We start from the raw sequence: 24,538 nt of genomic DNA on the forward strand, positions 1-24,538 counted from the left end.
CGAAATTGTATGTGGCTGAGCACCAAATCGCAACCGCTGTTTGGCAATAACTGAGTGTTGATACCAATTGAATTAATTCTCTAATCAATTTGAAGGGTGAAATAGCATATTAGCTTCGTTAAAAACTTCTCATTTAGAACCCTAAATAGCAAAGTTTTTGCCTAGCTACTAAAGCTATTTCCCCGCTTCAAAATAGATCATTTACTTAATACAACTGGTATTACCTATTAAGTTGTCGTTTAATCTTAATCATACCTATCCCACAAATAGTGAGATACAAGAGATACAAAGCGATGCGGTTAGGCCAAGTAGGCTCTGGCGAAGGCATGACAACACGCAAGTAATCGTTCAAAACCAACATGCCGACACCGACAATGATTGCTGTCAATTGAAAGTGGCGGTGATTGGTTGAAGAAATGGTAAACAAGGAAATTAGGAGGAGCGCAAGGCTTAAATAAAATGCCAAAACAGACATACTACCAGGCACAACACCGGGGGCTAACGCTAGCGCAGACAGACCTACAACGAACCAACCTACGAGATTTTTTACTGATTTATACGACATGTTATTTCTCCTTAAATAAATGGTCGTTAATTTATGCAACTTTGTTTGATTTATTGAATACAAATAGAACTATCAAATGTATCGGTATCGAAACAGAACAGGGCGAGTGTATCGATAATGGCACGTAAAATACAGTAAGAGTAAAGCGATAATAGCCTACACCTAATTGATTGTATGAATAAAAATATAAAAAGTAAAAGCTGGTATCAAAACTGCAGATTAAGCTTACATTAGAAAACACACAATAATGATAATGGACACACTAAAAAGGACACAACATGTTTATTAAGTCGCTTATGCACGCCTCTTGCTTGGCTATCATTTCGTATAGTGCTTTAATACAGGCACAGCAACACAGTTCGCCAATCGCAGTGCTTGAGTCTGCTTTTTATAATCGTCAGTATCAGCAAGTCACTAAAATCCTTAACACGCTAAAAGATAAAGAACTTGATGCTGAAATAATGGCCGTGTCAGTTGCGGTCGCGCAAAATGATGTTGATAAAGAAACACTGTTAAACACCTTAATTAAGCGTCATATAGACAACGCAAAGGTGCATTTTACTGCTGGTAATTTATGGTATCAAATCAAACAGCAGTCCAGTCTTTTTAATAAACTTAGCTTAGTCGAAAAGTCTAATAAGCACTTTATAAGAGCTGCAGAATTGGCGCCAAACAATCCTGAGTATTTGGTATCTGCAGCGAAGGCATTAGCCATAGAAAGTGGCTTTTGGGATTCTGAAAAAAAAGCATCAAAAGCGATAGTTGATAGACTAAAAGCAATAGATGACCGTTACTATAACTTGGCTTTTATGGACTACTTACAAAACACACAAAATGAAGAGTTAGCCCTAAAAACGATAGCTTATGTGCGTCAACGCTACGCGCAAGATATCGTTTTGATCCATCGGGCTGCTAACTTATTGTGGACTTTTTCAGCGAAAGACGCAGCGCAGCGTTTATTCACTAACGGGTGCCTGATTGAGCATATTGCATTAAGCCAACTACCAACATGGAGAGATGCTTGTGTTTCATCTGCTTATTTAGCGCTTCAGCAACATGGTGATAAGCAACTTGCTGTTGATGCTATGGAGCGTTTGTTAAAAAAAGAGCGAGTAAAGGATGAGCAACATATAGAATATTTAATGCTTCAAGCTGAGCTATACCGTGAACTGAAACAAAACGAAAAGGCTAGAAGTACCTACCTTCAGGCATTGAATCTCACCAAAGTACGCTCAATAAAGCGAGATATTAGGCAAGCTTTAGCTGTATTAAACGATCAATAAACTGCGTTTGAAACAGCGAATGCAGTTCATATTGAATATTAGATAAGCATTGGTATTGAAAAGTACTCAAATGACCAAAACTAGGAATTATATTTACGCCCACGTATCTAGGTTTTCACCCTTATGCTCTTCGTGAGATTTTTCCTCTTCGTCATCCTCGTCTTCACTTTCTTTAATTTTTTCATGTTTAGCTGCTTGGCGTTTAAGTTCTACATCGGTTTTTAGATCTTTTTTAACTTTTTCAATCTTATAGTGCTGCACACCAGCCACATGAAATGCAGACTTATGGGTTACATCTAGTCGTACGATTGGACCTAAAAAAGGTTTAAATGCGTCCATACGCTCCTCCGCTAACCTATTGTTGATATTGCTTATTATCGACTGTTATAAGCTATTCTTTAATTTGCGTTAAAAAATCATTGCCAAATAGAACAATATTATGTTTATCTATAAATGAAATTTTTAAACAGCAGATATATTACAAAGGTAACATCATGCTAATGACACTGACAGCAATTCATCATCACCATCATCATACGGGATAACCTGTCAGGTATTTCGCTGGTGGGTTATTCCTGAAAGGAACCTCCGGCGAAGCAAAAAGATAGTCAAAGTTTATTTCGCCCCGAGGTTCCGCCTCGGGGTTTTTCGTTTAAAGAATTAGGAAATAAATAATGAGCAACAGCAACCGTTTAAGAATCGCAATCCAAAAATCAGGCCGTCTTTCAAAGGATTGCCAAGCCCTACTAAAACAACTTGGTGTAAAACTAAACCTACGTGAACAGCGTTTAATCGCTCACTCTACTAACATGCCTATTGATGTACTTAGAGTGCGTGATGACGATATTCCGGGCCTTGTAATGGACGGCGTTTGTGATTTAGGCATTGTCGGCGAAAACGTTTTAGAAGAAGCGCAAGCTGAGCGTGTTCGCAACGAGCAGTTTGCTGAAGTCACCAAGCTTTCAAAACTGGACTTTGGCTTTTGCCGCTTAGCGCTGGCGTGGCCACAAGAGCTAGGTCAACAGGAAAAAGCATGGTTTAACGGCAAACGCATTGCAACCACCTACCCTGAGATTTTAAAGCAATATTTAAAACGTGAGAACATCGACGCCAGCGTGGTCATGTTGACAGGCTCGGTAGAAGTTGCACCTCGAGCAGGGCTTGCTGACGCCATTTGTGACTTAGTATCAACGGGTGCAACGCTCGAAGCTAATGGTCTTATGCAAGGTGATACCATCTTAGAATCTAATGCTTGCCTCATTCAAAATGCAGCATTGACTGACCAAAGTAAGCTTGCGCTAATCGATAAGCTAATGCCACGCCTTAAAGGGGTGAAACAGGCAAAAGAGAGCAAGTACATCATGATGCATGCACCAAAGAGCAAGTTAGATGAAGTATGTGCTTTACTTCCAGGCACAGGCCAACCAACTTTGCTTGCACTTGCTGGCAGCGATGAATATGTAGCACTTCACATGGTTAGCTCTGAGACCCTATTCTGGGAGACAATGGAAGAGCTAAAAGCGCTTGGTGCTAACTCGATTCTCGTCATGCCAATTGAAAAGATGATGGAGTAATATCATGTTTGATTGGCAGTTAGCCACCAGCGAGCAACGCATCGAATGCTTAAGCCGCCCTGCGGTAAAAGTCGGTGACAAGGTAAAAGCGGCGGTTGAAACAATCATCGATAACGTCGCTCTCAATGGTGACAAAGCATTACTTGGATACGCCGAGCAGTTCGATGCACGTGTTAGCCCAAGAATACGGGTGACAGAAACTGAGCTTATTGAAAGCGAATTTGCGTTAACACCTGAGCTGAAAAATGCTATTGACCAAGCATATAGCAATATTAAAAAGTTTCATCAGTTGCAGTTACCGCAAAGCAAACAAATCGAGACTCAGCCAGGTGTGACCTGCGAGCTACGATATCAAGCAATAGAAGCGCTGGGTTTGTATGTACCCGGTGGCAGTGCACCACTGCCTTCTTCTGTATTGATGCAAGGCGTATGTGCGCAGTTAAGCGGTGCAAAAACAATCGTGTTGGCCACGCCAGTAAAAGGCGATAGCCAGATACATCCTGCGATTTTGTATGCGGCTAAGCTGTGTGGCGTCACGGATGTGATTGAATGTGGTGGTGCAGGTGCAATCGCTGCCATGGCGCTAGGAACTAGCAGCGTACCAAAAGTAAGCAAGATTTTTGGCCCAGGTAATAGCTTTGTCACGATGGCTAAACAGCTACTTTCTCAGTCCGTGCCGGGACTTGCGATTGATATGCCTGCAGGTCCTTCTGAGGTGTTAGTGATTGCAGATAAAGGCGCTAATCCTGAATTTATCGCCGCGGATCTACTTTCTCAAGCGGAGCACGGTGAAGATTCTCAAGTAATATTGTTAGCGTCCGACAGTAAACTTATCGAAGAAACAGAAGCTGCAATTGAGCGTCAACTAAGCGTGCTTAGTCGTGCAGATATTGCCAGAGCCGCGCTTAAAAACAGCACGCTGATTTTAGTCCAGAGCATAGAACAAGCATTTGAGATCTCAGCAGAGTATGGGCCTGAGCACCTTATCCTACAGATAAGAGATGCAAAGCGTTTCCTGCCGCTAGTCAAAAATGCAGGCTCTGTGTTTGTTGGTGACTATACACCAGAGTCAGCAGGTGACTATGCGTCTGGCACCAACCATGTATTGCCAACCTATGGTTATTCTAAAACCTACTCAAGTTTAAACCTGATGGATTTTTATAAGGCCTACACCGTGCAAACCATCACCAAAGAGGGGCTGCGAGGATTAAGTGCTGCAATTTTACCTTTGGCGCTAGCTGAGGGTTTAGATGCACACGCGAATGCTGTTAAAGTGAGGCTGGAGAATAATAATGACTAATGTTGCGCTACCAAATAATATCGAAAAACTTAAGGCCTACAGCTCTGCAAAAAGTGAAAAGCTGACTGGCACCACATGGCTCAACGCCAATGAAAGCCCCTACGCTCGTGTGCTTGAAATGCGTTTTGATAATTTAAACCGTTACCCCGATCCGCAGCCACAGGTGGTAATAAATGCCTACGCAAGCTACGCAAAGGTCGAGCAAACAAATGTACTGATGACTCGTGGTGCTGATGAAGGCATTGAGTTATTAGTACGCACCTATTGTGAACCAGCCAAAGATAGCATTGCAATCTTTACCCCTACCTATGGTATGTACAAAGTAACGGCTGACACCCACAACGTCGCCATTAATGAGTTAAGCCAAGATCAGCTTGCCGACGAAGATATGGATTCACTCATCAGTGCAATTGGCGACGCTAAATTGGTATTTGTGTGCAATCCAAATAACCCAACCGGCGCAATTCAACCTGCGAGCAAAGTCGCTGCACTTGCAGATAAGCTTAAAGGCCGTGCAATCGTGGTCGTTGATGAAGCGTATATTGAGTTCTGTGAAGAAAAAACCTGCGCCGGGCTTATCAAAGAGTTCTCGAATGTTGTTGTGCTACGCACGCTATCTAAAGCGTTTGCACTGGCAGGACTTCGCGTTGGCTTTATGTTAGCGAGTGAAGCACTATTGGCTCCTGTAAGAAAAGTGATTGCGCCCTACCCTGTTTCAACGGTTGTGGCACAAATGGCAGCAACTGCGTTAACGTCAGATGCGATAACGCAGATGCGTCGGCAAGTCTCTATTTTGAACCTAGCAAAAAAGAAGCTTATACAATGGCTACAAGACAGCGAGTTCGTAAGCGCAATATTATGCGGCGAAGGCAACTTTGTTACTTTACAGCTAACCGACAAACAGTTTGTACAGCAAGCGATGCGTCAAGGGTTAATTATGCGGCCATTTGTGCTGTTTCGTGAGGATAACTGGTTGCGCATCTCCATTGGCAACGAACAAGAATTAAAACAAGTAGAAAACTGGCTCAAACAATGCCAAATCACTGAGGAAGTATCATGAGCGCCCCTTATTTATTCATCGACCGCGATGGCACAATCATCGAAGAGCCAATAACCGATAAACAAGTAGATAGCCTTGATAAGCTGGCACTATTACCCAATGTCATCCCAGCATTATTACAACTGCAGTCATTTGGTTATAAATTAGTGATGGTATCTAACCAAGACGGCCTCGGTACAGATAGCTTTCCTAAAGCTGATTTCGACGTGCCCCAAGACAAGATGATGCAAATTTTAACAAGCCAAGGGGTCCGTTTTGAAGAAGTGCTGATCTGCCCTCATTTTGATGAAGACAATTGCCAATGTCGCAAACCTAAAACAGGTTTACTCACTGAACTGATGCGTTCAGGCAAAGTGGACCTTAGCAAATCGTTTGTTATTGGTGATAGACAAACCGATATTCAGCTTGCTGAAAACCTCTGTATCGAAGGCATTCTCTACGAAGGCAACTGGCCAGCCATTGTGACGCAGTTGACTACCTTAAATCGCAGCGCACAAATCGTCAGAAATACCAAAGAAACGCAGATTTCAGTGGCGATAAATCTAGATCAACAAGCTAATGGTGAGATTTCAACGGGGCTTGGATTTTTTGACCACATGCTAGATCAGATCAGAACCCACGCCAATCTTGGCCTAAATATTCAGGCGAACGGTGACTTACATATAGACGAACACCACCTCGTAGAAGACATAGGTATTGCTCTCGGTCAGTCTTTTAAGACCGCGCTTGGCACAAAATCACAAATCGCACGTTATGGATTTGCGCTGCCTATGGACGAATGTAAAGCAGAGTGTCAGTTGGATTTATCTGGACGCGCGTCCTTTGTACTCAACGCTGACTTTACACGAGATAAAGTGGGTGACTTGGATGTGCAAATGGTTGAACACTTCTTTAAGTCCTTTGCGGATAATGCCGCAGTGAGTTTAATTCTGAGCGTGAGTGAAGGCAATGCGCACCACCAAGTTGAGGGGTTATTCAAAGCATTCTCTCGTGCTATTCGTATGGCAATTTCTACGGATGCATCACAGCAAATGGCAAGTTCTAAGGGGTGTTTATGATTGCAATTATTAATACCGGTTGTGCCAATATTAACTCAGTGCGCTTCGCGTTTGAGCGCCTCGGCGTCACACCAGAGGTGATCACAGCACCAGAAAAATTAGCTAGCTTTGAACGGGCAATTTTACCAGGAGTTGGTCACGCCAATGTGGCAATGAAGCGGTTAAATGAACAAGGCTGGGCAGAGGCAATAGCTGACTATCAAAGACCTTTAATGGGTATTTGTTTAGGGATGCAGCTGCTATGTGAATCGACTGAAGAAGGTGATATTCAGTGTTTGGGCCGCATTTCAGGTAAGGTCGAGTTATTAGAAACCAAGGAGTTAACTGCACCACATATGGGGTGGAATAATCTACGAGTAGTGAAGCCTCATGCCTTAACAGCCGGACTCAACGAACAAGATCAAGTGTACTTTGTGCACAGCTTTGCGCATACCATCAATCAATCGACATTAGTGTCGGGTGAGTACGGCCAGCCGTTTTCTGCAATTGTCGCAAACGACAATTATGCCGGCATGCAATTTCATCCTGAGCGCAGCGGCAAGGTCGGTGCGCAGCTTTTACAAAACTTTATTAATTGGCAGCTATAAAAAGGACGAACAATGATTATTCCCGCTTTAGATGTATTAGAGAACAATATTGTTCGTTTGTATCAAGGCAAATATGAAACCGCACAGTTTTACCCATTTGATTTAGCCGAGCGTTTACTGGAATACCAAAACGCAGGCGCAGCTAAGCTACATTTGGTGGATTTAGAAGGTGCTCGTGATCCGAGTAAAAAGCAATGGCGCACTATTCAAGCGGCGACTAAGGCTTTATCTGTACCTTTTCAGGTGGGCGGTGGTATTCGCAGTATAGACGACATAAAGCAATGGTTAGAAGCTGGTGCTGCTCAAGTGGTGATAGGCTCAATGGCGGTTGATAAGCAACATGACGTTGCTGCGTGGATAAAAGAGTTTGGCGCTGATAAATTTGTGATAGCACTTGATGTTAATAAAACCGTAAGTGGCTGGTCTCCTGCCACTCATGGCTGGCTAAATGATGCAAAAGTCGACCTTTTCGAGTTATTGGATTTTTATGTTGAGCAAGGTGTGAATGATTTTTTGTGCACGGATATCAGTAAGGACGGCACGATGACAGGGCCTTCGTTTTCCTTATACGAAGACATTACTAATCACAACAGTAAAATTAGAGTGCAAGCGTCAGGGGGCGTGAGCTCCCTTGATGATATTGTGCGACTTGCAAAGCAACAAGTGGGTGGAGTGATACTAGGCAAATCGCTCCTTGAAGGTGCATTTAGCGTTGAGGAGGCGTTAGCATGTTATCAAAACGCATAATTCCTTGTTTAGACGTAAAAAATGGCCAAGTTGTTAAGGGCGTAAAATTCCAAGGTCATGAAGTGGTGGGTGATATTCTTGATCTTGCCCAGCGTTATAGTGAAGCCGGTGCTGATGAACTGGTATTTTATGAGATCAGTGCTAGCGTAGAAAAGCGTCTGCTCGATGTGAATTGGGTAGCGGAGATTGCCAGACATATCGATATTCCATTTTGCGTAGCAGGTGGGATTAAATCGGTGGCCGATGCGGCTAGAGTGCTTGAGCAAGGCGCGGATAAAATCTCTATTAATAGCCCCGCGATTGCAAGGCCTGAACTCATCAAAGAGTTACATGATGAATTTGGCAAACAATGTGTGGTGGTTGGCGTTGATAGCTTTTATGACCAGCATACTCAAGAGTATTTAGTTTACCAGTTAACTGGTGATCCGAATGCGGCAAGTCGCACTAGATACAAAACACAAGAATGGGTCAAACGAGTTCAAGACCTTGGAGCTGGAGAAATTGTTCTTAATTGCATGAATCAAGATGGTGTGCGTAACGGTTATGATATCGAGCAGCTCAGCGCGATTAGAGCGCTGTGTAAAGTACCCCTTATCGCCTCCGGCGGCGCAGGCAGTATGCAAGACTTTGTTGAGGTATTTAAACAAAGCAATGTTGACGGTGCTTTGGCTGCAAGCGTATTCCATAAGGGTGTGATTGAAATTCCAAAGCTCAAGCAGTTCTTAATAAATAATGATGTGGCGGCACGACAATGATAATTAATAAACAAAATATTGCTGAAGTAGATTTCGATAAATCAGCGCTCATTCCCGCTATCGTACAAGATGTATTAACTGGGGTAGTATTGATGCAGGGCTTTATGAACAAAGAAGCCCTTGAAGTGACACTGGAAAAGCAACTCGTAACTTTTTATTCTCGTTCTAAATCTCGTCTTTGGACCAAAGGTGAAACCTCAAGCAATGTGTTAACCTTGGTGGAAGTGCATACCGATTGTGATAAAGACAGCCTACTGATCTATGCAAAACCGCAGGGCCCAACTTGCCATCTTGGCAGCGAAAGCTGCTTTGCGGACACCATGCCGGAACTCGCATTTTTAGGCAAGCTTGAGCGCGTGATAGCCCAGAGGAAAAATGCATCCCCCGAAAGCAGTTATACTGCTTCTTTATTCGCGAAAGACTTAAGCCGTAGTTGTCAAAAAGTAGGAGAAGAAGGCGTTGAGGTGGCGCTGGCAGCGATGAAAAATGACAACGAAGAGCTGCTTAATGAATCCTCAGATTTACTGTATCACCTTATCGTCCTACTACAGAGACAAGGTCTTACACTCAGTGACGTTGTAAATACGCTAAAAGATAGGCATAAGTAACTTGCGTTTTGGATAAGCAAGCACTTCGTCGTTCTCTTGCTTGGCTTGTTACAGAGACCGTGCTGTAACAAGCCAGCCTATTACAATCGAGGTAAAATCTGTAATTAATATCAACTCCTGTTCATATAAATAAGGTAAACTTCTCATAGTCTTACAACTATGCACTGGCAAAATATTAGTCTAACTTTAATAGTGCTATTGCGAACAGTATGGAACGGTTTATGAAAACAAGATTACTTGGTCTAATGCTGGCAGGGTTGACTGCTGCCGGATGCTCAACGTTGACCCCGAAGCAACAAGAAAAGCTCGACGATATGTCTAATTGTGAGAAGCTTAATGCACTTCTAAGTGCATCATCCAACGGGTTTTCTACGCTTAAAGGCGCTGAAGTCGGCGCAAAGTTAATCAATTCTTGGCAGGCTAAGGCGCATTTAATTGGCAATAAATGTCAAATCATAGAAAGCACTTCTGGTGAATCAAAATATACCTGTTCTGAGCAGTTCAAAGAGTATGAAAACGCAGTAAAAATCCATAATTATGCGCAGAGTCTCGCAAAGCAATGTTTAGATCACTCTTGGGTTGGTGATAGCCAACAGAATGGTCCGCTAATGCATACACAAATTAGTTCATCAAACGCTACTAGCAAAATCACAATTGAACTAGGCAAAGGCCTAGACAAAGTCACGCCATGGGTAGTAACGTTTAATGTGACTGAAAAATAAAACGCAAAGGTAGGAGAAGTTTCCGCTTCTCCGCTTCTCAATTTATTAGCATTTCACTCACCTTCAATTTCCTTCACTTAATCTATTGAGTTTTAACAGGTTCTTTATTGTTTTACTCATTTCGAATTGTCGATTTACGTAAGTGTTGTTAGCACCAAATCTTGTCAAATTGCAGCAAGCGACAGGTAGTACTTCTTAGTAGAGTCTGGTTACTCCCTACTCTATGTCAGAATTTCGTCATTTCATTGTCATACAAAAACCGCACACTCAAAATGTAATCATTTAGCGGATTTAAGATCTATTGTGACCAAACCGAATATTTTTCTCATCAATTTAGACTCTTGTACTGATAGACTTGTAGAGTCTACTTTTCAATTTGATAAATTCTCACTTTCTTTTGAGAGGGTAAGCGCTATAAAAGGTGCTGAGCTGAGCACAGATGAGTTGGGCATGAGCTATTGTAAGCTTAAAAACGCTAAGCAATACTTTCGCCCTTTAACGTTGGGAGAGATAGGTTGTTATTTAAGTCATATTAAAGTACTGAACAAAATTGTGGAGTTAGAACTGCCCTACGCCTTTATCTTTGAAGATGATTTCCAACTTCACTACGACTTAGCTCAGATAGACCAACTGGTTGCTGTGTTGCCATTTGATTGGGATATGATCAAACTATTCCAATCTGAGAAAAACAAACGTACTCCGATAGCAAGTTTCCCGCTGAATAAGTCTTTATCGTTATTTGTGCAAAATAAGGTACCAGCGGGAACCGTCGCCCAGCTTGTAAGCCTGGAGGGTGCAAAGAAAATATTATCTAAATCAATCCCTTTTGGCAGACCGATTGATATTGATTATCAACATTTTTGGGAAAAAGAGCTGAGTGTATTTGTAATGAGTCCTTGTCCAGTTAGTCATGGCGAAAAGTTTGCGAGTACCATAGATAGAGCACCGAGTGTTACAGGAGCAAAGCGCTATTTTTGGCGCAAGCAATTGCTACAAATAAATAAGTTTGTAAAAAACAAGTTTTATCGAGGACTGGTTCTCAAACGCTATCATCAGCACTTCTAGTTATATGATATGAAAGCCGCTGTGCGCCTTTTGAACAATGGATTGTATGCTTGTACGTAATAGAGAAAAATTCGTGTTAAAAGTGTAATTAATGGGAAGACTTCTGAAAAAGATATGCTAGTATCTAAGATTATTGCAATAAGTTTAACTTTTTGCTTAAACCATTAATAATAACAACGTTGAGGGAGCACAGACGTGTCTATAGAAATCAACTTTGAACTCTCTGATTCAGATCTTGAACACTTCCGTGGAATGATGAAAGCTGCGATCGAAAAAAGTGGCGATGTGAGTGATGCCGAAATCATTGCAAAAGCGCGTGATTTAGTTGCAACGATGGAAAAGTCTAACCTTCCTGAATTTGTTAGCACTCGTCTAATTTCTTTACAAACGCTAATTGATGCAGTGCTAGACGAAGAATGGCAAATGCCTGAAGATGAAAAGCGCGAGATCATGGCTTCTCTTGCTTACTTCAGTGAGCCAGAAGACATCGTTCCAGACCATATCCCTGTATTGGGTTATGTTGATGATGCGATTATGATTGAGCTAGTGTTGCAAGAGCTATCGTTAGACTTAAAAGCATACCGTGAATTCTGTGGTTTTAGAGCCACTGAAGAAGCAAGACGTGGCGATAACGCTAAGGTAGACCGTGAAAGCTGGCTTGCGGGTACACGCTCTCAGATCCGCTCTTCTATGCGTAGAAGCCGCTCTAAAAATCGTTCACGCTTCTTCTCTCGTATTATGTAAGTTAAGTCGCCCTAAGTTAGCTGATTGCGATTAAGCTTAGGATTGCGGATCAAAAAAAGGCTGATAATTATCAGCCTTTTTAATAGCGCGTTATTTTACTTCATTAGGGTGAGATATCCCCATCCATGCTCTATAAAGTAGCGCTTGCTCGCTTGATGGGTTAGGTATGAATGTTATCTTTTTAGGCTTATCATAGTCGCGGTCAAGCTTGATTTTCGTACTCATCAATTTATCACGACGGATAAAATCTACCGCGATTGTTTGACCAGGCTCGAAGTTTTCTAAGCTCGCTTTTAAATCCTTACGAACATGGTGTTTATCAAATGCAACGATAAGATCGCCAGCTGTTAACCCTGCTTGCCATGCATTTCCATCTCGAGCTACATGGGTAAGCTCCAGTAATTCACCTTTTTGTCTTGCCATACCATCAAATCCGGCAATGATTTTCGCCGACTCTGGGTAATCATAAATAAGCCCAACTTTTTCGAATAGCTTATCAAAATCTATGTTAGCTGGTGTGTCAACATATTCATCCCACCAAGCACTGTAGTCTTGACCTGTAAGTGTTTTTAAGATGGCTTTAACATCTTCGCTGGTAAAGCTATTTGGCAATTTATGCTGTTGGTAAAGTGCTTTGTGAACGTCACGGTAGCTAATTTTGCCGTTTGACTTGTCGAGTAAATCAATGTCAAGCGCCATCGATACTAACGCACCTTCTGAATAGATATTAGTACTGTAATTCATCCCATGATCGCCACCTTGATTGATCCACTTATCAAAGCTGGTTGCAGCAACAGATTGAACATCGCGGCCTGGTGTTTTTAAATGACGATTAACACGCTTCGTAAGCATTTTAAGGTATTCATCATTGGTGGTGATCCCTGCACTTAGTAGCAAATAGTCCTCGAAATAGCTGGTAGAGCCTTCTGCTAACCATAGCAAGTCTGTGTAATTCGGCGCGACGTAATCATAAGGAACCATACCCGCCGGGCGATAGTTTTTGACATTCCAAGTGTGGATGAATTCATGTGCTGCCGTAGAGATGAAACCAATGTAATCATCCCGTTCTTTAAAGCTATCTCTATGTCTTTGGATAATCGTCGAGTTTAAGTGCTCTGTTGCGCCTCGTGGGCCGCTGGTTGCATGCACCATGAAGACATAACGGTCATAAGGGTAATCGTGCCAAATAAGCGTACCGGTTTGAACGAGTTTTTTGAGATCAGTGAGCATTTGGTCAACATCATAGTTGCCCTCGCCCCAAATAACTAATTCATATTTGCGGTCATCTACTTCAAATTTGTGCAGCTGATTAATACCAGTTTCAATTGGAGAGTCTAACAGTATGTCGTAGTTATCCGCTTTGAAGCTGTGTTTTGAATCGGCAAAGTCCATACCAGAGACAGAGCGCCAGCCTTTAGGAACGTTTAGCTCAACAGAAACAGGCTCAGACCTAAAAGACTCATTAAACATCAAAAAGCCAGAGGCGTCGATAAACGCATGAGTGTCGTCAATGTGTCTGGCACGAAGACCTAACTCATTGGCGTAAATCTGATATTTAACCGTTAATTCGGTAGGTTCGCTAAGGTGTACACGCCATGTATTTTTATCAATTTTTTCCCACTTTTGCGTTTTCCCGTTTTGAGATTGAGCGTCAAAAAAGCGTACGCCGTTGGCTAAATCCAATATCTCGTAGCGACCTGTGCGCCAATCTGGCAGTTGCACATCAATGCTTGATTGTGAAGACTTAGGAAACTTAACCTCTACTTCTGCAAGATGGTGCTCTGGCTGTGTAATTGAAATACGGTAGTCGACGTCAGCATAAACATTAAATGTTGCTGCACATGCTAAGGCAATAAGACTTTTCTTCATCATTTTTGTATTGGTAATTCGAGATAAAATCAATTTACCAAATCAGCGACTTACACGCTAAGTAATATCGATGAGTAAACAGCAAACTCCGATACTTTACCACGTTAAATTTCTGCGCATAACGGCGTAATTTGTTGTAGACTTAGTAACTAAGAGATTATTTTATGATTGGAAATCTGTGACTGACAATGCCGTGATGCTCGAGCAGAAATTAAAACAAGCCATAGAGGCTAGAAAAACGCTTGAGGATGCAAGAAAACAACAAGTAGAACTCCTTACTCAGTTTGCTGCAAAGTTATCCCTAGCCTGCAAAGGGCAAGATGTTTCACTTGACAATCAGTTGGCTAAATTTCGTATCGCACTTAATAAAGGCGTCGATTTTGAGTTGCTTGTGCCTTTTATTGACGGCATTTCTGAGCCACTAAAGTCACAAGAAGTGACCAATTCAAATAATCAAAAAGCTTTGCAAGCGGCAATTCAGCAAAGTGGAAAGTTACTACAGAAACTAAAGGGACTACCAAATGAGTCGCGCAGAAAGTTGCGCCACTTATTGGATGTAGAACTTGAAGATATCAACTCTACTAATGCTTATATCCCCGCGTTGGAGTCTTTGGTTTCTATCTACCATACGGTTTTACAATCAAAAGTAGAAATTACTGAAGAAACATCTCATAGCCGCCATCCTGAGCTAGCTGCTGAGCTTCAAGCTTTGATCAACGAATTAATTTTCGAAGACGAAGTGATAGAAAAGGTCAAAGGGATACGTGCGAGCGTTGCAGAAAACGACAGTTTAGATAATTTATATTCTGCAGCGACAGAAATCATTAAAATTATTGCGCAAACGATTGCCAAAGAGCGTCAATCCGCGCAGGGTTTTTTGGTTTCATTAAATCAAACACTAGAAGAGCTACACCGCTCTATTGTTGAAACAACGGCGCGTTCAAAATCAACATCTAAAGAGCTGCAATCGTTAAACAATAAAATTGAATCAAAAATTCAAAACTTAAATCAGCAAACCCAAAACGCCAACTCAATAACAGAACTAAAAGCTTTGGTCGACAACGAGTTGAAATTACTGAGTGCAGATTTGATAGCGCGCGAGAAGCTTGAAAAAAATGAGCGAGAGGCGCTGCTTGACTCATTTGATGCAATTAATAATCGCATTAACACCTTAGAGTCTAAAGTTTCAAATTATAAAAAGCGACTCAGCGAACAAAAGTTCAAAAGCCTATTGGATAGCTTAACCAAGTTACCTAATAGAGCGGCTTTTGATGAGCGTCTAACCCATGAAATGCACCTATTTGAGATAAACGATTCAGATGTGACGCTGGTTGTTATCGACGTAGATCACTTTAAATCTATCAACGACCGTTATGGACATAGTGCGGGGGATAAAACCTTGCAAGTGATCGCAAGAGCCCTTAAAAAGTCTATCAGAAAAAGCGATTTTATCGCGCGCTACGGCGGCGAGGAATTTGTCTTGCTAATGCCTGGCATGCCATTGACCCATGCGCAAAAGCCGCTTGAAAAAGTAAGGCAAGTCATTAAATCTATACCATTCAAATTCAAAGAAAAAGAAGTCGAAATAACGATTTCTCTCGGCGCTACTCAGTTTGTCAAAGGGGATACTGCGCTCAGTGCCTTTGACCGAGCTGATGCAGCGCTTTATGAAGCCAAGAATAGCGGGCGAGATAGATTGTGTTTTAAGTAAATAGGATTAACTCGGGTCAAAGTTGAGTGGCAAGACTTAGTACTTGGCTCCTACTTTGCTCAAGAAAATCCCGCTGCGCATTACAAACAAGGAGTAAGCCTATGCAAGTAGAGCTAAACCCAACAGGGGTTCTTAACTTATTATCAAGATTGGAAGTCGATTTACTTCAGCAGTCAACCACAAGTGAGAGATATAGGCTTTTTAGAAATTGTGCATTGGCGGTATTGAATGTAGGTAGTCATACCGATTCCAGCTCTGAAATCTACGATAAATACGAAGATTTTGATATTCAATTACTCGCACGCGAGCGAGGAATAAAAATTGCCTTAAGTAATCCCCCCGAGTCAGCTTTTGTCGACGGTCAAATAATTACCGGGATTCATGAGCATATATTCTCAGTGATCCGCGACATACTTTTTATTTGTCAAAAATATCGTGGTGAGAATAAATCGCCGGTAGAAATCACCCACATGGTTTTTGACATGCTGCGTAACGCCGATGCGCTTGAAGTAAATAAAGACCCTAACATGATTGTCTGCTGGGGCGGTCATTCAATCAATGAGGTCGAATACAAATATACAAAAGAAGTAGGCTACCAACTCGGTCTTCGCGGCCTAAACATTTGTACTGGTTGTGGACCCGGAGCTATGAAGGGACCGATGAAAGGAGCAACAATTGGTCATGCCAAGCAACGGATCTCGAATAACCGTTATTTAGGCCTTACCGAACCCAGTATTATTGCCGCTGAGCCGCCTAACCCAATTGTTAATGAATTAGTGATTTTGCCTGATATCGAAAAACGTCTAGAAGCGTTTATACGCATTGCACATGGCATCATTATTTTCCCAGGCGGTGCAGGAACAGCTGAAGAGCTGCTTTATTTACTGGGTATTTTGTTACATCCAGAAAACGAAAAGCAATGTTTACCTGTGATCTTAACTGGCCCTAAAGAATCGGCTGCATATTTTGAAGAGCTCAGTGCTTTTGTTGAAAAAACACTGGGGAAAGAAGCATTATCTAAGTTCGAGATTATCGTGGACAATCCAGAACTGGTAGCCAAAAAGCTCAAACAATCAATGGCAACGGTGCGAGAGTACCGTAAGTCTGAAGGTGATGCCTATTACTTTAATTGGACGCTAAAGATTGAAAATGATTTTCAGCATCCATTTGCACCAACCCATGAAAATATGTCGGGCCTAGATTTACACCTCGAGCAACCAAAACAATTGCTGGCCGCTAACTTAAGGCGTGCTTTTTCTGGTATTGTTGCTGGAAACGTTAAAGATGAAGGTATCACTGCAATTAAGCAGCATGGTCCATACGAATTAAGTGGTGATAAATCACTGATGGCCGATATGGATAAGCTACTAGGTGCATTCGTGACTCAGGGGCGAATGAAGCTACCTGGGAGCAAGTATATACCGTGTTATAAAATTAAAGCTTAGAGTGAATGAATAATTTGTTGTTAATAGATGCGCTTAACCTTATCAGGCGCATCTATGCTGTTAACCAACCAAAAGGTAGTAAAGAACAAGAGGCCCATATAAAGGCCTCTTGTCTTCGTGTAGAGCAAGCTACTCGTAGCTTGTTACGTAAAACCGGGGCTACACACGCAGTTGCGGTCTTTGATGGTGATAAAAGTTGGCGTTATCACTTCTACCCAAAATATAAAATAAACCGCCAGCCAATGCCCGAATTCCTGAATCAGAATATTGATAAGTTTTCAGAGGCCTTTGCAAGTGTTGGTGTTAAATCATTTAATCCCGAACATGATGAAGCTGACGATGTGATAGCAACGCTTGCCTGTAAAGCCGCTGCCGCCAATGTTAACTGCACAATAGTATCCACTGATAAAGGTTTCTTACCGCTAATCAATGATGCTATCTCTGTTTACGACTATTTCAAAAAGTCGATAATCTCGCTTGAAGATATAAAAAGTCGATTTTCAGTCACGCAAAGCAAGCTCGAGATGTTTTGGGCATTAAGTGGTGACAAGACGAACGATATCCCTGGTGTTGCAGGAATTGGTGTTAAGACAGCGCAAGAGCTGGTCACAAAGCATGATGATTTTGAAAGTATGCTAACAGACGAGACAGTAAAGCCTGCCGCTAAAGCGAAATTAGAGGCCGGGGCAAGCGACTATGTTACCAGTCTTGCGCTTGTGACACTAAGAAGAGATATTGAAATTGGTTTTAGTTTGAAGGATATACGAGTGGTTTGAAGGGGCTTTTGATTGACAATTTATCACATCGTCGCTAAGCGCTAGGCGAACGTAGATGACTTTGATATATTGCATACAAGCGTATCTCAGTTTTGCAGATACAAGATTCGTTTTACCCATTCTTTATTGAGCAGTTAGATGATTAGGAAAATATTACAGTACATATTTCTTGGCCTTGCGGTTTACGTTACTGTGGTTTTTCTCGTGATCAACTATTATAAAGACGATCCACAGGCAATGATTTGGCAGGACCGGGAAGCGTTTAACAACCGTTTTATTCGTAACCTTAGCCTTGAAAAGCCGACAGAGTTAGACACCGTGTTGGATACCTTGGGTAGTCCAGACCTTACATATGTAAAGAAGAAACAAGACGACACGATTGTACAAATTGTGTTTTACCGTACGCAGCTTGTAAAACCAGATGGTATTACTACGGAAGATGAATGCACTGGATTATTGTTTGAAAATGGCATTTTAAAGCTTTGGGGGCCTGGTGCGCGGGTCACATTTGATAAAGTGCCACACCAACTAGATTAATTCTCTAATCAATGTGAAGGGCAAAATACCATATTGGCTTCGTTAATAAAGACACCTCATTTAGAGCAACTAAATGGCAAAGTTTTTGTCTTGCTACTAAGGCTATTTTCCCGCTCCAAAATAGACCGTTTACTTAATAAAATTGGTAAAAATAGATGGATGCAAGGATAGTCACTAGTAAAACGCTGTTTGCGTTAGCCCAAGGTACACACAAAGTATCACGGCTTTATTATTACAAAGAAAAGTGGTCTTCTATCTATCCTACCCTAGTTAAACTGGCGCAGCTTTATATGGACTGTTATGAGTCCTCACCCAGTAGCATGCACGGTCAGCTTGGACTGTATTCGCAAAACTTAGGTTACAACACCAATCTGGTCATGAACCAAAATGTGATGGTTTGTATGGCCTGTCATCACTTAAAGTTCTCACGCGCCGTAACCGAAGAATTATTGCTTGCAAGCTTTGCAGACTATTTATGTGTTGCCCGAGAAAGCGACCAACTCGCGGCAGGTAAAAAGTTAGATGCACAGCAAGATAAGCTTTGGAAAGTCCGGCATCAACTGGCTGTAAAGATACTTAGCGATGGACAAACACCGAACTTGCAATGTTTGCGAATTTTATCTCGCCTTTCAAACTACGACAGCAAACTCTTGGCTCCTACCCCTCAGCGGTTTAATGACCATGCCTCTTTGATTGTTGCAATTGCTCACCGATTAGCAAGCTTAATAACGCCTACACATACGCAAAAAAGCGTGGTTTTAGACAGAGCGATTAAGCTTCTTTATAGCAAACTCAGTTACGCTTTTGCGTTAAAAGTGCTGAGTGCAATTGCTGGGGCGTTTGTAAAATATCCCGCAGGATTGCTGTGTGAGATTAAAGGTGAAGTAGGCTTTTTGGTGTTACAAAACAGTAGTGAAAAAATAATTGCTGTTGTAAAACAAGGGCAAACCAAAAAGCTAGCGAAGGCCAATCGTAAATTTCAGTTTCACTGTGGTTTAACTGCGACGACAGATGCTAAGCTACTTTACAATATTTGGGACCGAGCTGCTGAGCCTGCGGTAATGCCTTTCGGCTCAGAACATTTACATCTGCTAGAAACAGTAAAAGCCTTATCTCAAAGTCAATTTCAAAGTATTCGTGCACTTGAAAAGCTGATTTGCGAGTTCGATTCAGTGTCAAGTGCATTGCAGATCGCAGCAAAGCAGTATAACCGTGAAAATCTAAAAGCCGCCTCCGTTAGGCACTCTCTTGCCATGGTAGGACTTGATGCTGCTGGGTTACTGGCGCAGCGAGTGTTGCTTGAGCAAATCATAGCAAACCATAAGCTTCCTTTCACTGAAGATATCGTGCATAAATATGGCGTGATTAGTCAAATCATCGCCTTATATGTTGGTGAAAGTTATGGTGAACAATTTGAGCGTTTGTTGTCTCCATTTGCAGCGGTTATTGTATTTTTAGTGACTAAACAAGGGGTAGAGATCCAACATGCCACAGCACTCCATTCTCGCGAGTATTCAGAAGAACTAGTATCAATTGCTAACCTATTTGGGATCCGCGCAATAGCAAAAGATAAATACCTAGACTTTAATCAGCAGTACTTTGAAAAGAGTATTCTTCATAAGGCAATGCTAGATAGCGAAACGCTAAAAAAGTCTCAGACCAATGCGCAGTGTAAACTGTTTATTTTTGTTAAACTCATTGCACTTAAAGTGATATCCCCCAACTTTGTTTTAACTGCGTGGCAAAAACAATTGGTCGACGACGTATTAACTGAAAGTCGTTTTGTTACCGCACAAAAGTTTGATTTGGCGCTACTAGAGACCGGATTTTACTCATCTATTGCGTGATATTTATTCTATAAATACTATCAATAACAAGCATAAATCATATGTATGTTATTTTTTCATTCCATACTGGAATAAGACCTAATTAATTGCTATAACACGCGGCTTAAACAAGCGAACGTACACCTTTGTTAATTTCTACTAAACTTAGTCTGCAATTCTTCTCGGGTGTATTCCAACTTTTGATAAAGGAAAAAACATGGCACAGCAAACCATCACAGTTATCCGTGGCGACGGCATTGGCCCTAGCATCATCGATTCAGCAATCGAGATCTTAAAAGCCGTAGGTTGCGACTATGAATATGAATACGTAGACGCAGGTTTGGCTGCTTTAGAAAAAACAGGTGAATTACTTCCAGCAGCAACGCTAGAAGCAATTGAGCGTAACAAAATCACGCTAAAGGGCCCACTAACTACACCTGTTGGCGAAGGTTTCACGTCAATCAACGTGACATTGCGTAAGCATTTTGGCCTTTACGCAAACGTTCGTCCAGTTAAGTCATTTGAAGGTACTAAAGCACGCTACGATGATATTGATATCATTACCGTACGTGAAAACACGCAAGGTATGTACTCAGGTCTTGGTCAAGTTGTTTCTGAAGATGGTAACGAAGCGGAAGCAATGTCAAAGATCACTCGCGAAGGTGCTGAAAAGATCGTAACTTTCGCTTATGAGTTAGCACAGCGTGAAGGTCGTAAGAAAGTAACTGCGGTTCACAAAGCGAACATCCTAAAATCAACTTCAGGTCTATTCCTTAAAGTTGCTCGTGAAGTTGGTGAGCGTTACCCTGAAATTGAATCAGCAGAAATGATCGTTGATGCTACTTGTATGAAATTAGTAATGACTCCTGAAGAGTTTGATGTGATCGTAACAACAAACCTATTCGGTGACATCCTTTCTGATCTTTGCGCGGGTCTTGTTGGCGGTCTTGGTATGGCACCAGGTGCAAACATTGGTACTGACGCTGCAATCTTTGAAGCGGTTCACGGTAGCGCACCAGATATCGCTGGCAAAAACCTTGCAAACCCAACTTCTGTTATTTTAGCTTCAATTCAAATGCTTGAGTACTTAGGCGAAGCTGATAAAGCGGAAAAAATCCGCAGTGCAGTAGCTGACGTTATCAAGAGCGGCGACCGTACAACGCGCGATCTTGGTGGTAGCCACGGCACTACCGATTTCACACAGGCGGTAATTGAGCGTCTTTAATCCTTGGGTGGTGCGCTAGCACCACCTTCTTCTTATCCCCATTAGCATACCACCGATTAACGCAAACCATCCTATACTGCCTCCAGACGATCCGCCATCACCTGAGTCCGTCGGTGTTGTTATTGGTGCCGTTACGGTGATTTCGACAGTGCCTTTAGCGCTTTGATCTGCGCCATCCGATAGGGTTAACACGACATTATATGTGCCCGCTTGAGCATAGCTATGTGATGCAGTTAAACCTGCTCCTTGCGTGCCATCACCGAAATCCCAATTAGCTTGATAGCTACCATCTCCCCCTACCGCAGTTGCGACAAAGCTTGCCTGTAAGTTAGATGTGGTCGCGGTGGCTTCAATAGTAAGTGGTACAACAACCGTCACTGAGGTTGACTTAGTTACGGCCTCGCCTTCGGCATCTGTTACATTAAGCGTTACCATGTATGTGCCGCTTAGCTCATAGATATGTTCAACTGAGTTTGATGTTGCTGTGGTCCCGTCACCAAAGTTCCACTCAAGCTCATAAGGCGCCTTGCCACCGATGATTTCGGCATTGAAGACAAAGCCTTGCCCTACTGTAGTTGCTTTGACATCACCGACTGTAAGCGGGATTGGCTCGACGTTGCCAACGCTAACATTAGAACTCAACGCTGAACTGCTCCCGTCAGCTTTGGTGCGTATGAACATTACCGTATAATTGCCGGTATCTTGATAGCTGTGTATAGGTGAAAGCGCGTTACTTGTTTGACCATCGCCAAAGCTCCACAAAAAACTATCTGATTCGTTTAATGCTAGGCCTTTGACATTAAACTTAACGGTGTTTTGCGATTGTACGTGAGTAATTTTAGGGTCGCTGAGATAAACTACACCGACTTGCGCGCTGCTCGCATCTTCTTCTATGGTATTCAATCTAAGTTGAACACCAAAACCTGGCAAACTAACACCTGACTCCTTTTGGATTGAGAAGGTGTAATCCTGAGTATCATCAAACGTACTGATTGGCGTGAGATGTTGGTCGCCAAGACCTGCTTTTTGAGTATCTAAACGCAGTGTTGCATCTTTGATTTGAATAATACTCGTTGCAGGTGTTGTTCCGTCGGCTTTGAAAATTGGGTTTTGGTCTTGGTCAATCACCAACATATCGCCAGAACCGGGGTGTAACGAAGTGGAGTTATTGCTTTGCCCATAGTTGCTGTACCACATCAACACACCTGAATTGTAACCAGACAAAGACAAACCAGCATCTAACCCTCTAAATGAGCGTAAATGTGCGTAGTAAGCGTTACTTGGTTTAGCTCTGTAGCCTGAAATCTTACGAAATCCGTTGTAGATAAGGTCGTTTGTAGGCTCTGCGTTATTAGTATAGATTTGCGCACCATCTGCTGTCACCTTGATGTTATCTAACAATACCCCTTTAAGTGTTTCAAAATCGTCAGTTTGATAAACGAATGTTACGGTGACTGTTTGTCCTCGGTACGCTGAGATATCAAAATCTAACGTAATTGGGTTAGCCCCAAAAGCCGACGACTCGCCATCCATGTAATTAGTGACACTGGTATAATTTGGATGATTCGATTTTGTGGTATTGCCAGCAATTGGCTGTCCATTTACTGCCACTTGGAAAATATCGTAGTTAAGCTCGATACTATAATTTGCAAGCATGGATAATGAAATTTCGGCTGCGTTAGGTAAGCTTACGGTAAAACTTGCTTGGTTATTGAGTTTGTCGTCTTGTCCAGAGTAATAGTGATAGTTCCCATCCAGAGGTGTTATAAATTCCTCTAGTTGTGCTGGCAAATTTATCTTTATTTGATTCGTGGTACCATTGTTCACCCCAATATCTGTGAGCGTTACCGTTTGTTCTGTACTCAAATCATCAAACGTGTACTCAGTTTGCTTTAACCAATTACCTGCATAATTTTGTTGTAAAAACTCAAGGCTTTTAGGGGAGAACTGGGTGGGCTGTGAGCCACTTAATTGACCTAAGTAACTGCCTGAAGACATGACTGACCAAAGCGCAACGGGTTCACCTATGTCATTGGAATTTAAATCATATTCGTCCGGTAATCCGAGGTCATGACCAAACTCATGGACAACTACGCCGATTGCAGCATCAATAGGATTTATGGTGTAGTTATAAATCTTGTAGTTGGTATCTGGAATTGCCTTAGGTTGGTTGTTTTCATCAAATACGAAGAAGCGATGTGACCAAATTGCATCAGTATCTAATACGCCGCCCCCGCTTCTTGACCAATACTGGAATGAAATAACATGACATGGTCGATAATGCCGTCAGGCTCAAGGCGGTTACCGTCACCATCTATGTCGTTCAAATCTGTTTTATCGTACTCAGATAAGTCGATATTAAATTGAGTTACAGCTTTGCTTACCGCTTCGAACACTAACTCTTCCGGTCGTAAGTCTCGGGTATCGCCTTCTTGTTCGCCATAGTAGGCTGCATTTTGAGCGGCTCTTACCCAGCCAAATGCATTGCCAGATACCTTAAAACTACCGCCTGAGGCCGCTTGATAAAACTGGGTAACGGATTGTAACGGTTCATTGTTCGGTCCGTTATAGCCGCTATCTGAGTACAATAATGATTGGTAATGAGACGCGGGATAGCTTGAGTAGTACATATCCGTATCACCCGGGTTTAGTCGGTTCTGGTCGTTAGGCAAGTCGGGAAAATCGACCAAAATAGCAAGAATTTTGGCTTCATTAAGTGTTTGTGCTGTACCCACCGCAAATTGTTTGCCTAACTTAGTATTGCCAAGGTGCACGTTTTTAATTGCATAAGGTGTTTTTATTTGGCTGGCAATGGGCTTTGTTTTGACAAATTGCTCAAGCGCAATTTTTCGCTCGTATTCGCTGAGCGTGCGGCCAAGCTTTTTCTCCTGCCAATAGATAACCTGATCTTTATAGAGTACCTGCGCTGACGCTGTACTTGATAGCAGTATGGTCGATGCCAATACGCTTAGCTTAAAAATATTCATCTAAGAATCCCTGTCTAATTGAGCATTAAGTTTAGCATTTTTATCGCTTTGTTCCCGTATAAGTTCTGCTAAATAAAAAATCTAATTGGTGGTG

22 protein-coding genes and 1 pseudogene are annotated in these 24,538 nt (G+C 42.1%); 18 read left to right on the forward strand and 5 right to left on the reverse strand.

All coding sequences use genetic code 11. The annotated features are described in order from the left end of the window. Window positions 1-220: 220 nt before the first annotated feature. On the reverse strand, window positions 221-565 hold the full coding sequence (locus tag B1L02_RS20450; protein ID WP_088532618.1) for a hypothetical protein: 345 nt from the start codon (window positions 563-565) through the stop codon (window positions 221-223). 278 nt (window positions 566-843) lie between these two features. On the opposite strand from B1L02_RS20450, the gene B1L02_RS20455 reads away from it, so the two are divergent. Then, window positions 844-1,848, forward strand: a complete 1,005-nt coding sequence (locus tag B1L02_RS20455) for a tetratricopeptide repeat protein (protein WP_088532619.1) — start codon at window positions 844-846, stop codon at window positions 1,846-1,848. A 93-nt stretch (window positions 1,849-1,941) separates the two neighbouring features. Here the strand turns inward: B1L02_RS20455 and B1L02_RS20460 are convergent, their stop codons facing one another. Further along, window positions 1,942-2,187: a hypothetical protein gene (locus B1L02_RS20460; RefSeq protein WP_088532620.1), complete on the reverse strand. Its 246-nt coding sequence runs from the start codon at window positions 2,185-2,187 to the stop codon at window positions 1,942-1,944. Window positions 2,188-2,522: 335 nt separating this feature from the next. On the opposite strand from B1L02_RS20460, the gene hisG reads away from it, so the two are divergent. The 11 genes from hisG (at window position 2,523) to B1L02_RS20515 (ending at window position 12,068) form a co-directional block, all read left to right on the forward strand. Next, window positions 2,523-3,422: an ATP phosphoribosyltransferase gene (gene hisG, locus B1L02_RS20465; RefSeq protein ID WP_088532621.1), complete on the forward strand. Its 900-nt coding sequence runs from the start codon at window positions 2,523-2,525 to the stop codon at window positions 3,420-3,422. 4 nt (window positions 3,423-3,426) lie between these two features. Next, window positions 3,427-4,722, forward strand: a complete 1,296-nt coding sequence (gene hisD, locus B1L02_RS20470) for a histidinol dehydrogenase (protein ID WP_088532622.1) — start codon at window positions 3,427-3,429, stop codon at window positions 4,720-4,722. Beyond that, window positions 4,715-5,782 carry a histidinol-phosphate transaminase gene (hisC, locus tag B1L02_RS20475; protein ID WP_088532623.1) on the forward strand — a complete coding sequence of 356 codons (1,068 nt, stop codon included), beginning with the start codon at window positions 4,715-4,717 and terminating at the stop codon, window positions 5,780-5,782. The genes hisD and hisC overlap by 8 nt, the downstream gene beginning before the upstream one ends. After that, window positions 5,779-6,840, forward strand: coding sequence for a bifunctional histidinol-phosphatase/imidazoleglycerol-phosphate dehydratase HisB (hisB, locus tag B1L02_RS20480; protein ID WP_088532624.1), 1,062 nt, complete (start codon window positions 5,779-5,781; stop codon window positions 6,838-6,840). Before hisC ends, hisB begins: the two co-directional genes overlap by 4 nt. Then, window positions 6,837-7,427, forward strand: a complete 591-nt coding sequence (hisH, locus tag B1L02_RS20485; RefSeq protein ID WP_088532625.1) for an imidazole glycerol phosphate synthase subunit HisH — start codon at window positions 6,837-6,839, stop codon at window positions 7,425-7,427. The genes hisB and hisH overlap by 4 nt, the downstream gene beginning before the upstream one ends. 12 nt (window positions 7,428-7,439) lie before the next feature. Further along, window positions 7,440-8,174 carry a 1-(5-phosphoribosyl)-5-[(5-phosphoribosylamino)methylideneamino] imidazole-4-carboxamide isomerase gene (locus B1L02_RS20490; protein ID WP_088532626.1) on the forward strand — a complete coding sequence of 245 codons (735 nt, stop codon included), beginning with the start codon at window positions 7,440-7,442 and terminating at the stop codon, window positions 8,172-8,174. Then, the gene (gene hisF / locus B1L02_RS20495; protein WP_088532627.1) at window positions 8,156-8,929 is read left to right on the forward strand and encodes an imidazole glycerol phosphate synthase subunit HisF; all 774 of its coding nucleotides are present in this window, start codon (window positions 8,156-8,158) and stop codon (window positions 8,927-8,929) included. The genes B1L02_RS20490 and hisF overlap by 19 nt, the downstream gene beginning before the upstream one ends. Further along, window positions 8,926-9,537: a bifunctional phosphoribosyl-AMP cyclohydrolase/phosphoribosyl-ATP diphosphatase HisIE gene (gene hisIE / locus B1L02_RS20500; protein WP_088532628.1), complete on the forward strand. Its 612-nt coding sequence runs from the start codon at window positions 8,926-8,928 to the stop codon at window positions 9,535-9,537. The genes hisF and hisIE overlap by 4 nt, the downstream gene beginning before the upstream one ends. 221 nt (window positions 9,538-9,758) lie before the next feature. Continuing rightward, window positions 9,759-10,259 carry a hypothetical protein gene (locus tag B1L02_RS20505; protein WP_088532629.1) on the forward strand — a complete coding sequence of 167 codons (501 nt, stop codon included), beginning with the start codon at window positions 9,759-9,761 and terminating at the stop codon, window positions 10,257-10,259. Window positions 10,260-10,562: 303 nt separating this feature from the next. Next, a complete protein-coding gene (locus B1L02_RS20510) occupies window positions 10,563-11,324 on the forward strand; it encodes a glycosyltransferase family 25 protein (RefSeq protein ID WP_088532630.1) in 762 nt (253 codons plus the stop codon). 195 nt (window positions 11,325-11,519) lie between these two features. Continuing rightward, the gene (locus tag B1L02_RS20515; protein WP_045990127.1) at window positions 11,520-12,068 is read left to right on the forward strand and encodes a YkvA family protein; all 549 of its coding nucleotides are present in this window, start codon (window positions 11,520-11,522) and stop codon (window positions 12,066-12,068) included. A gap of 90 nt (window positions 12,069-12,158) precedes the next feature. Here B1L02_RS20515 and B1L02_RS20520 read toward each other — a convergent pair whose 3' ends face one another. Further along, window positions 12,159-13,937: a M61 family metallopeptidase gene (locus tag B1L02_RS20520; protein ID WP_088533134.1), complete on the reverse strand. Its 1,779-nt coding sequence runs from the start codon at window positions 13,935-13,937 to the stop codon at window positions 12,159-12,161. Window positions 13,938-14,115: 178 nt separating this feature from the next. On the opposite strand from B1L02_RS20520, the gene B1L02_RS20525 reads away from it, so the two are divergent. The 6 genes from B1L02_RS20525 (at window position 14,116) to B1L02_RS20550 (ending at window position 21,457) form a co-directional block, all read left to right on the forward strand. Further along, on the forward strand, window positions 14,116-15,648 hold the full coding sequence (locus tag B1L02_RS20525) for a GGDEF domain-containing protein (RefSeq protein WP_088532631.1): 1,533 nt from the start codon (window positions 14,116-14,118) through the stop codon (window positions 15,646-15,648). Between the two features lie 101 nt (window positions 15,649-15,749). Further along, window positions 15,750-17,093 (forward strand): nucleotide 5'-monophosphate nucleosidase PpnN, encoded by a 1,344-nt coding sequence (gene ppnN, locus B1L02_RS20530; protein WP_088532632.1) that lies wholly within the window; start codon window positions 15,750-15,752, stop codon window positions 17,091-17,093. 5 nt (window positions 17,094-17,098) lie between these two features. Then, the gene (gene xni, locus B1L02_RS20535; protein ID WP_088532633.1) at window positions 17,099-17,869 is read left to right on the forward strand and encodes a flap endonuclease Xni; all 771 of its coding nucleotides are present in this window, start codon (window positions 17,099-17,101) and stop codon (window positions 17,867-17,869) included. 138 nt (window positions 17,870-18,007) lie between these two features. Next, entirely contained in the window at window positions 18,008-18,406 is a 399-nt protein-coding gene (locus B1L02_RS20540; protein WP_088532634.1) for a DUF3192 domain-containing protein, read from the forward strand. Between the two features lie 155 nt (window positions 18,407-18,561). Beyond that, a complete protein-coding gene (locus B1L02_RS20545; protein WP_088532635.1) occupies window positions 18,562-20,253 on the forward strand; it encodes a hypothetical protein in 1,692 nt (563 codons plus the stop codon). A 196-nt stretch (window positions 20,254-20,449) separates the two neighbouring features. Beyond that, entirely contained in the window at window positions 20,450-21,457 is a 1,008-nt protein-coding gene (locus B1L02_RS20550; protein ID WP_010377116.1) for an isocitrate dehydrogenase, read from the forward strand. Window positions 21,458-21,472: 15 nt separating this feature from the next. On the opposite strand, the gene B1L02_RS25240 is transcribed toward B1L02_RS20550, so the two are convergent. Together B1L02_RS25240 and B1L02_RS25245 are read right to left on the reverse strand one after the other, a co-directional pair. After that, window positions 21,473-22,138 carry a PKD domain-containing protein gene (locus B1L02_RS25240; RefSeq protein WP_420541217.1) on the reverse strand — a complete coding sequence of 222 codons (666 nt, stop codon included), beginning with the start codon at window positions 22,136-22,138 and terminating at the stop codon, window positions 21,473-21,475. A 15-nt stretch (window positions 22,139-22,153) separates the two neighbouring features. Next, window positions 22,154-24,444 (reverse strand): annotated as a pseudogene (locus B1L02_RS25245) (immune inhibitor A domain-containing protein); the annotation flags it as partial. Window positions 24,445-24,538 lie beyond the last annotated feature (94 nt).

This window comes from Pseudoalteromonas piscicida, assembly GCF_002208135.1.
In the GTDB taxonomy this organism is placed as follows: domain Bacteria; phylum Pseudomonadota; class Gammaproteobacteria; order Enterobacterales; family Alteromonadaceae; genus Pseudoalteromonas; species Pseudoalteromonas piscicida_A.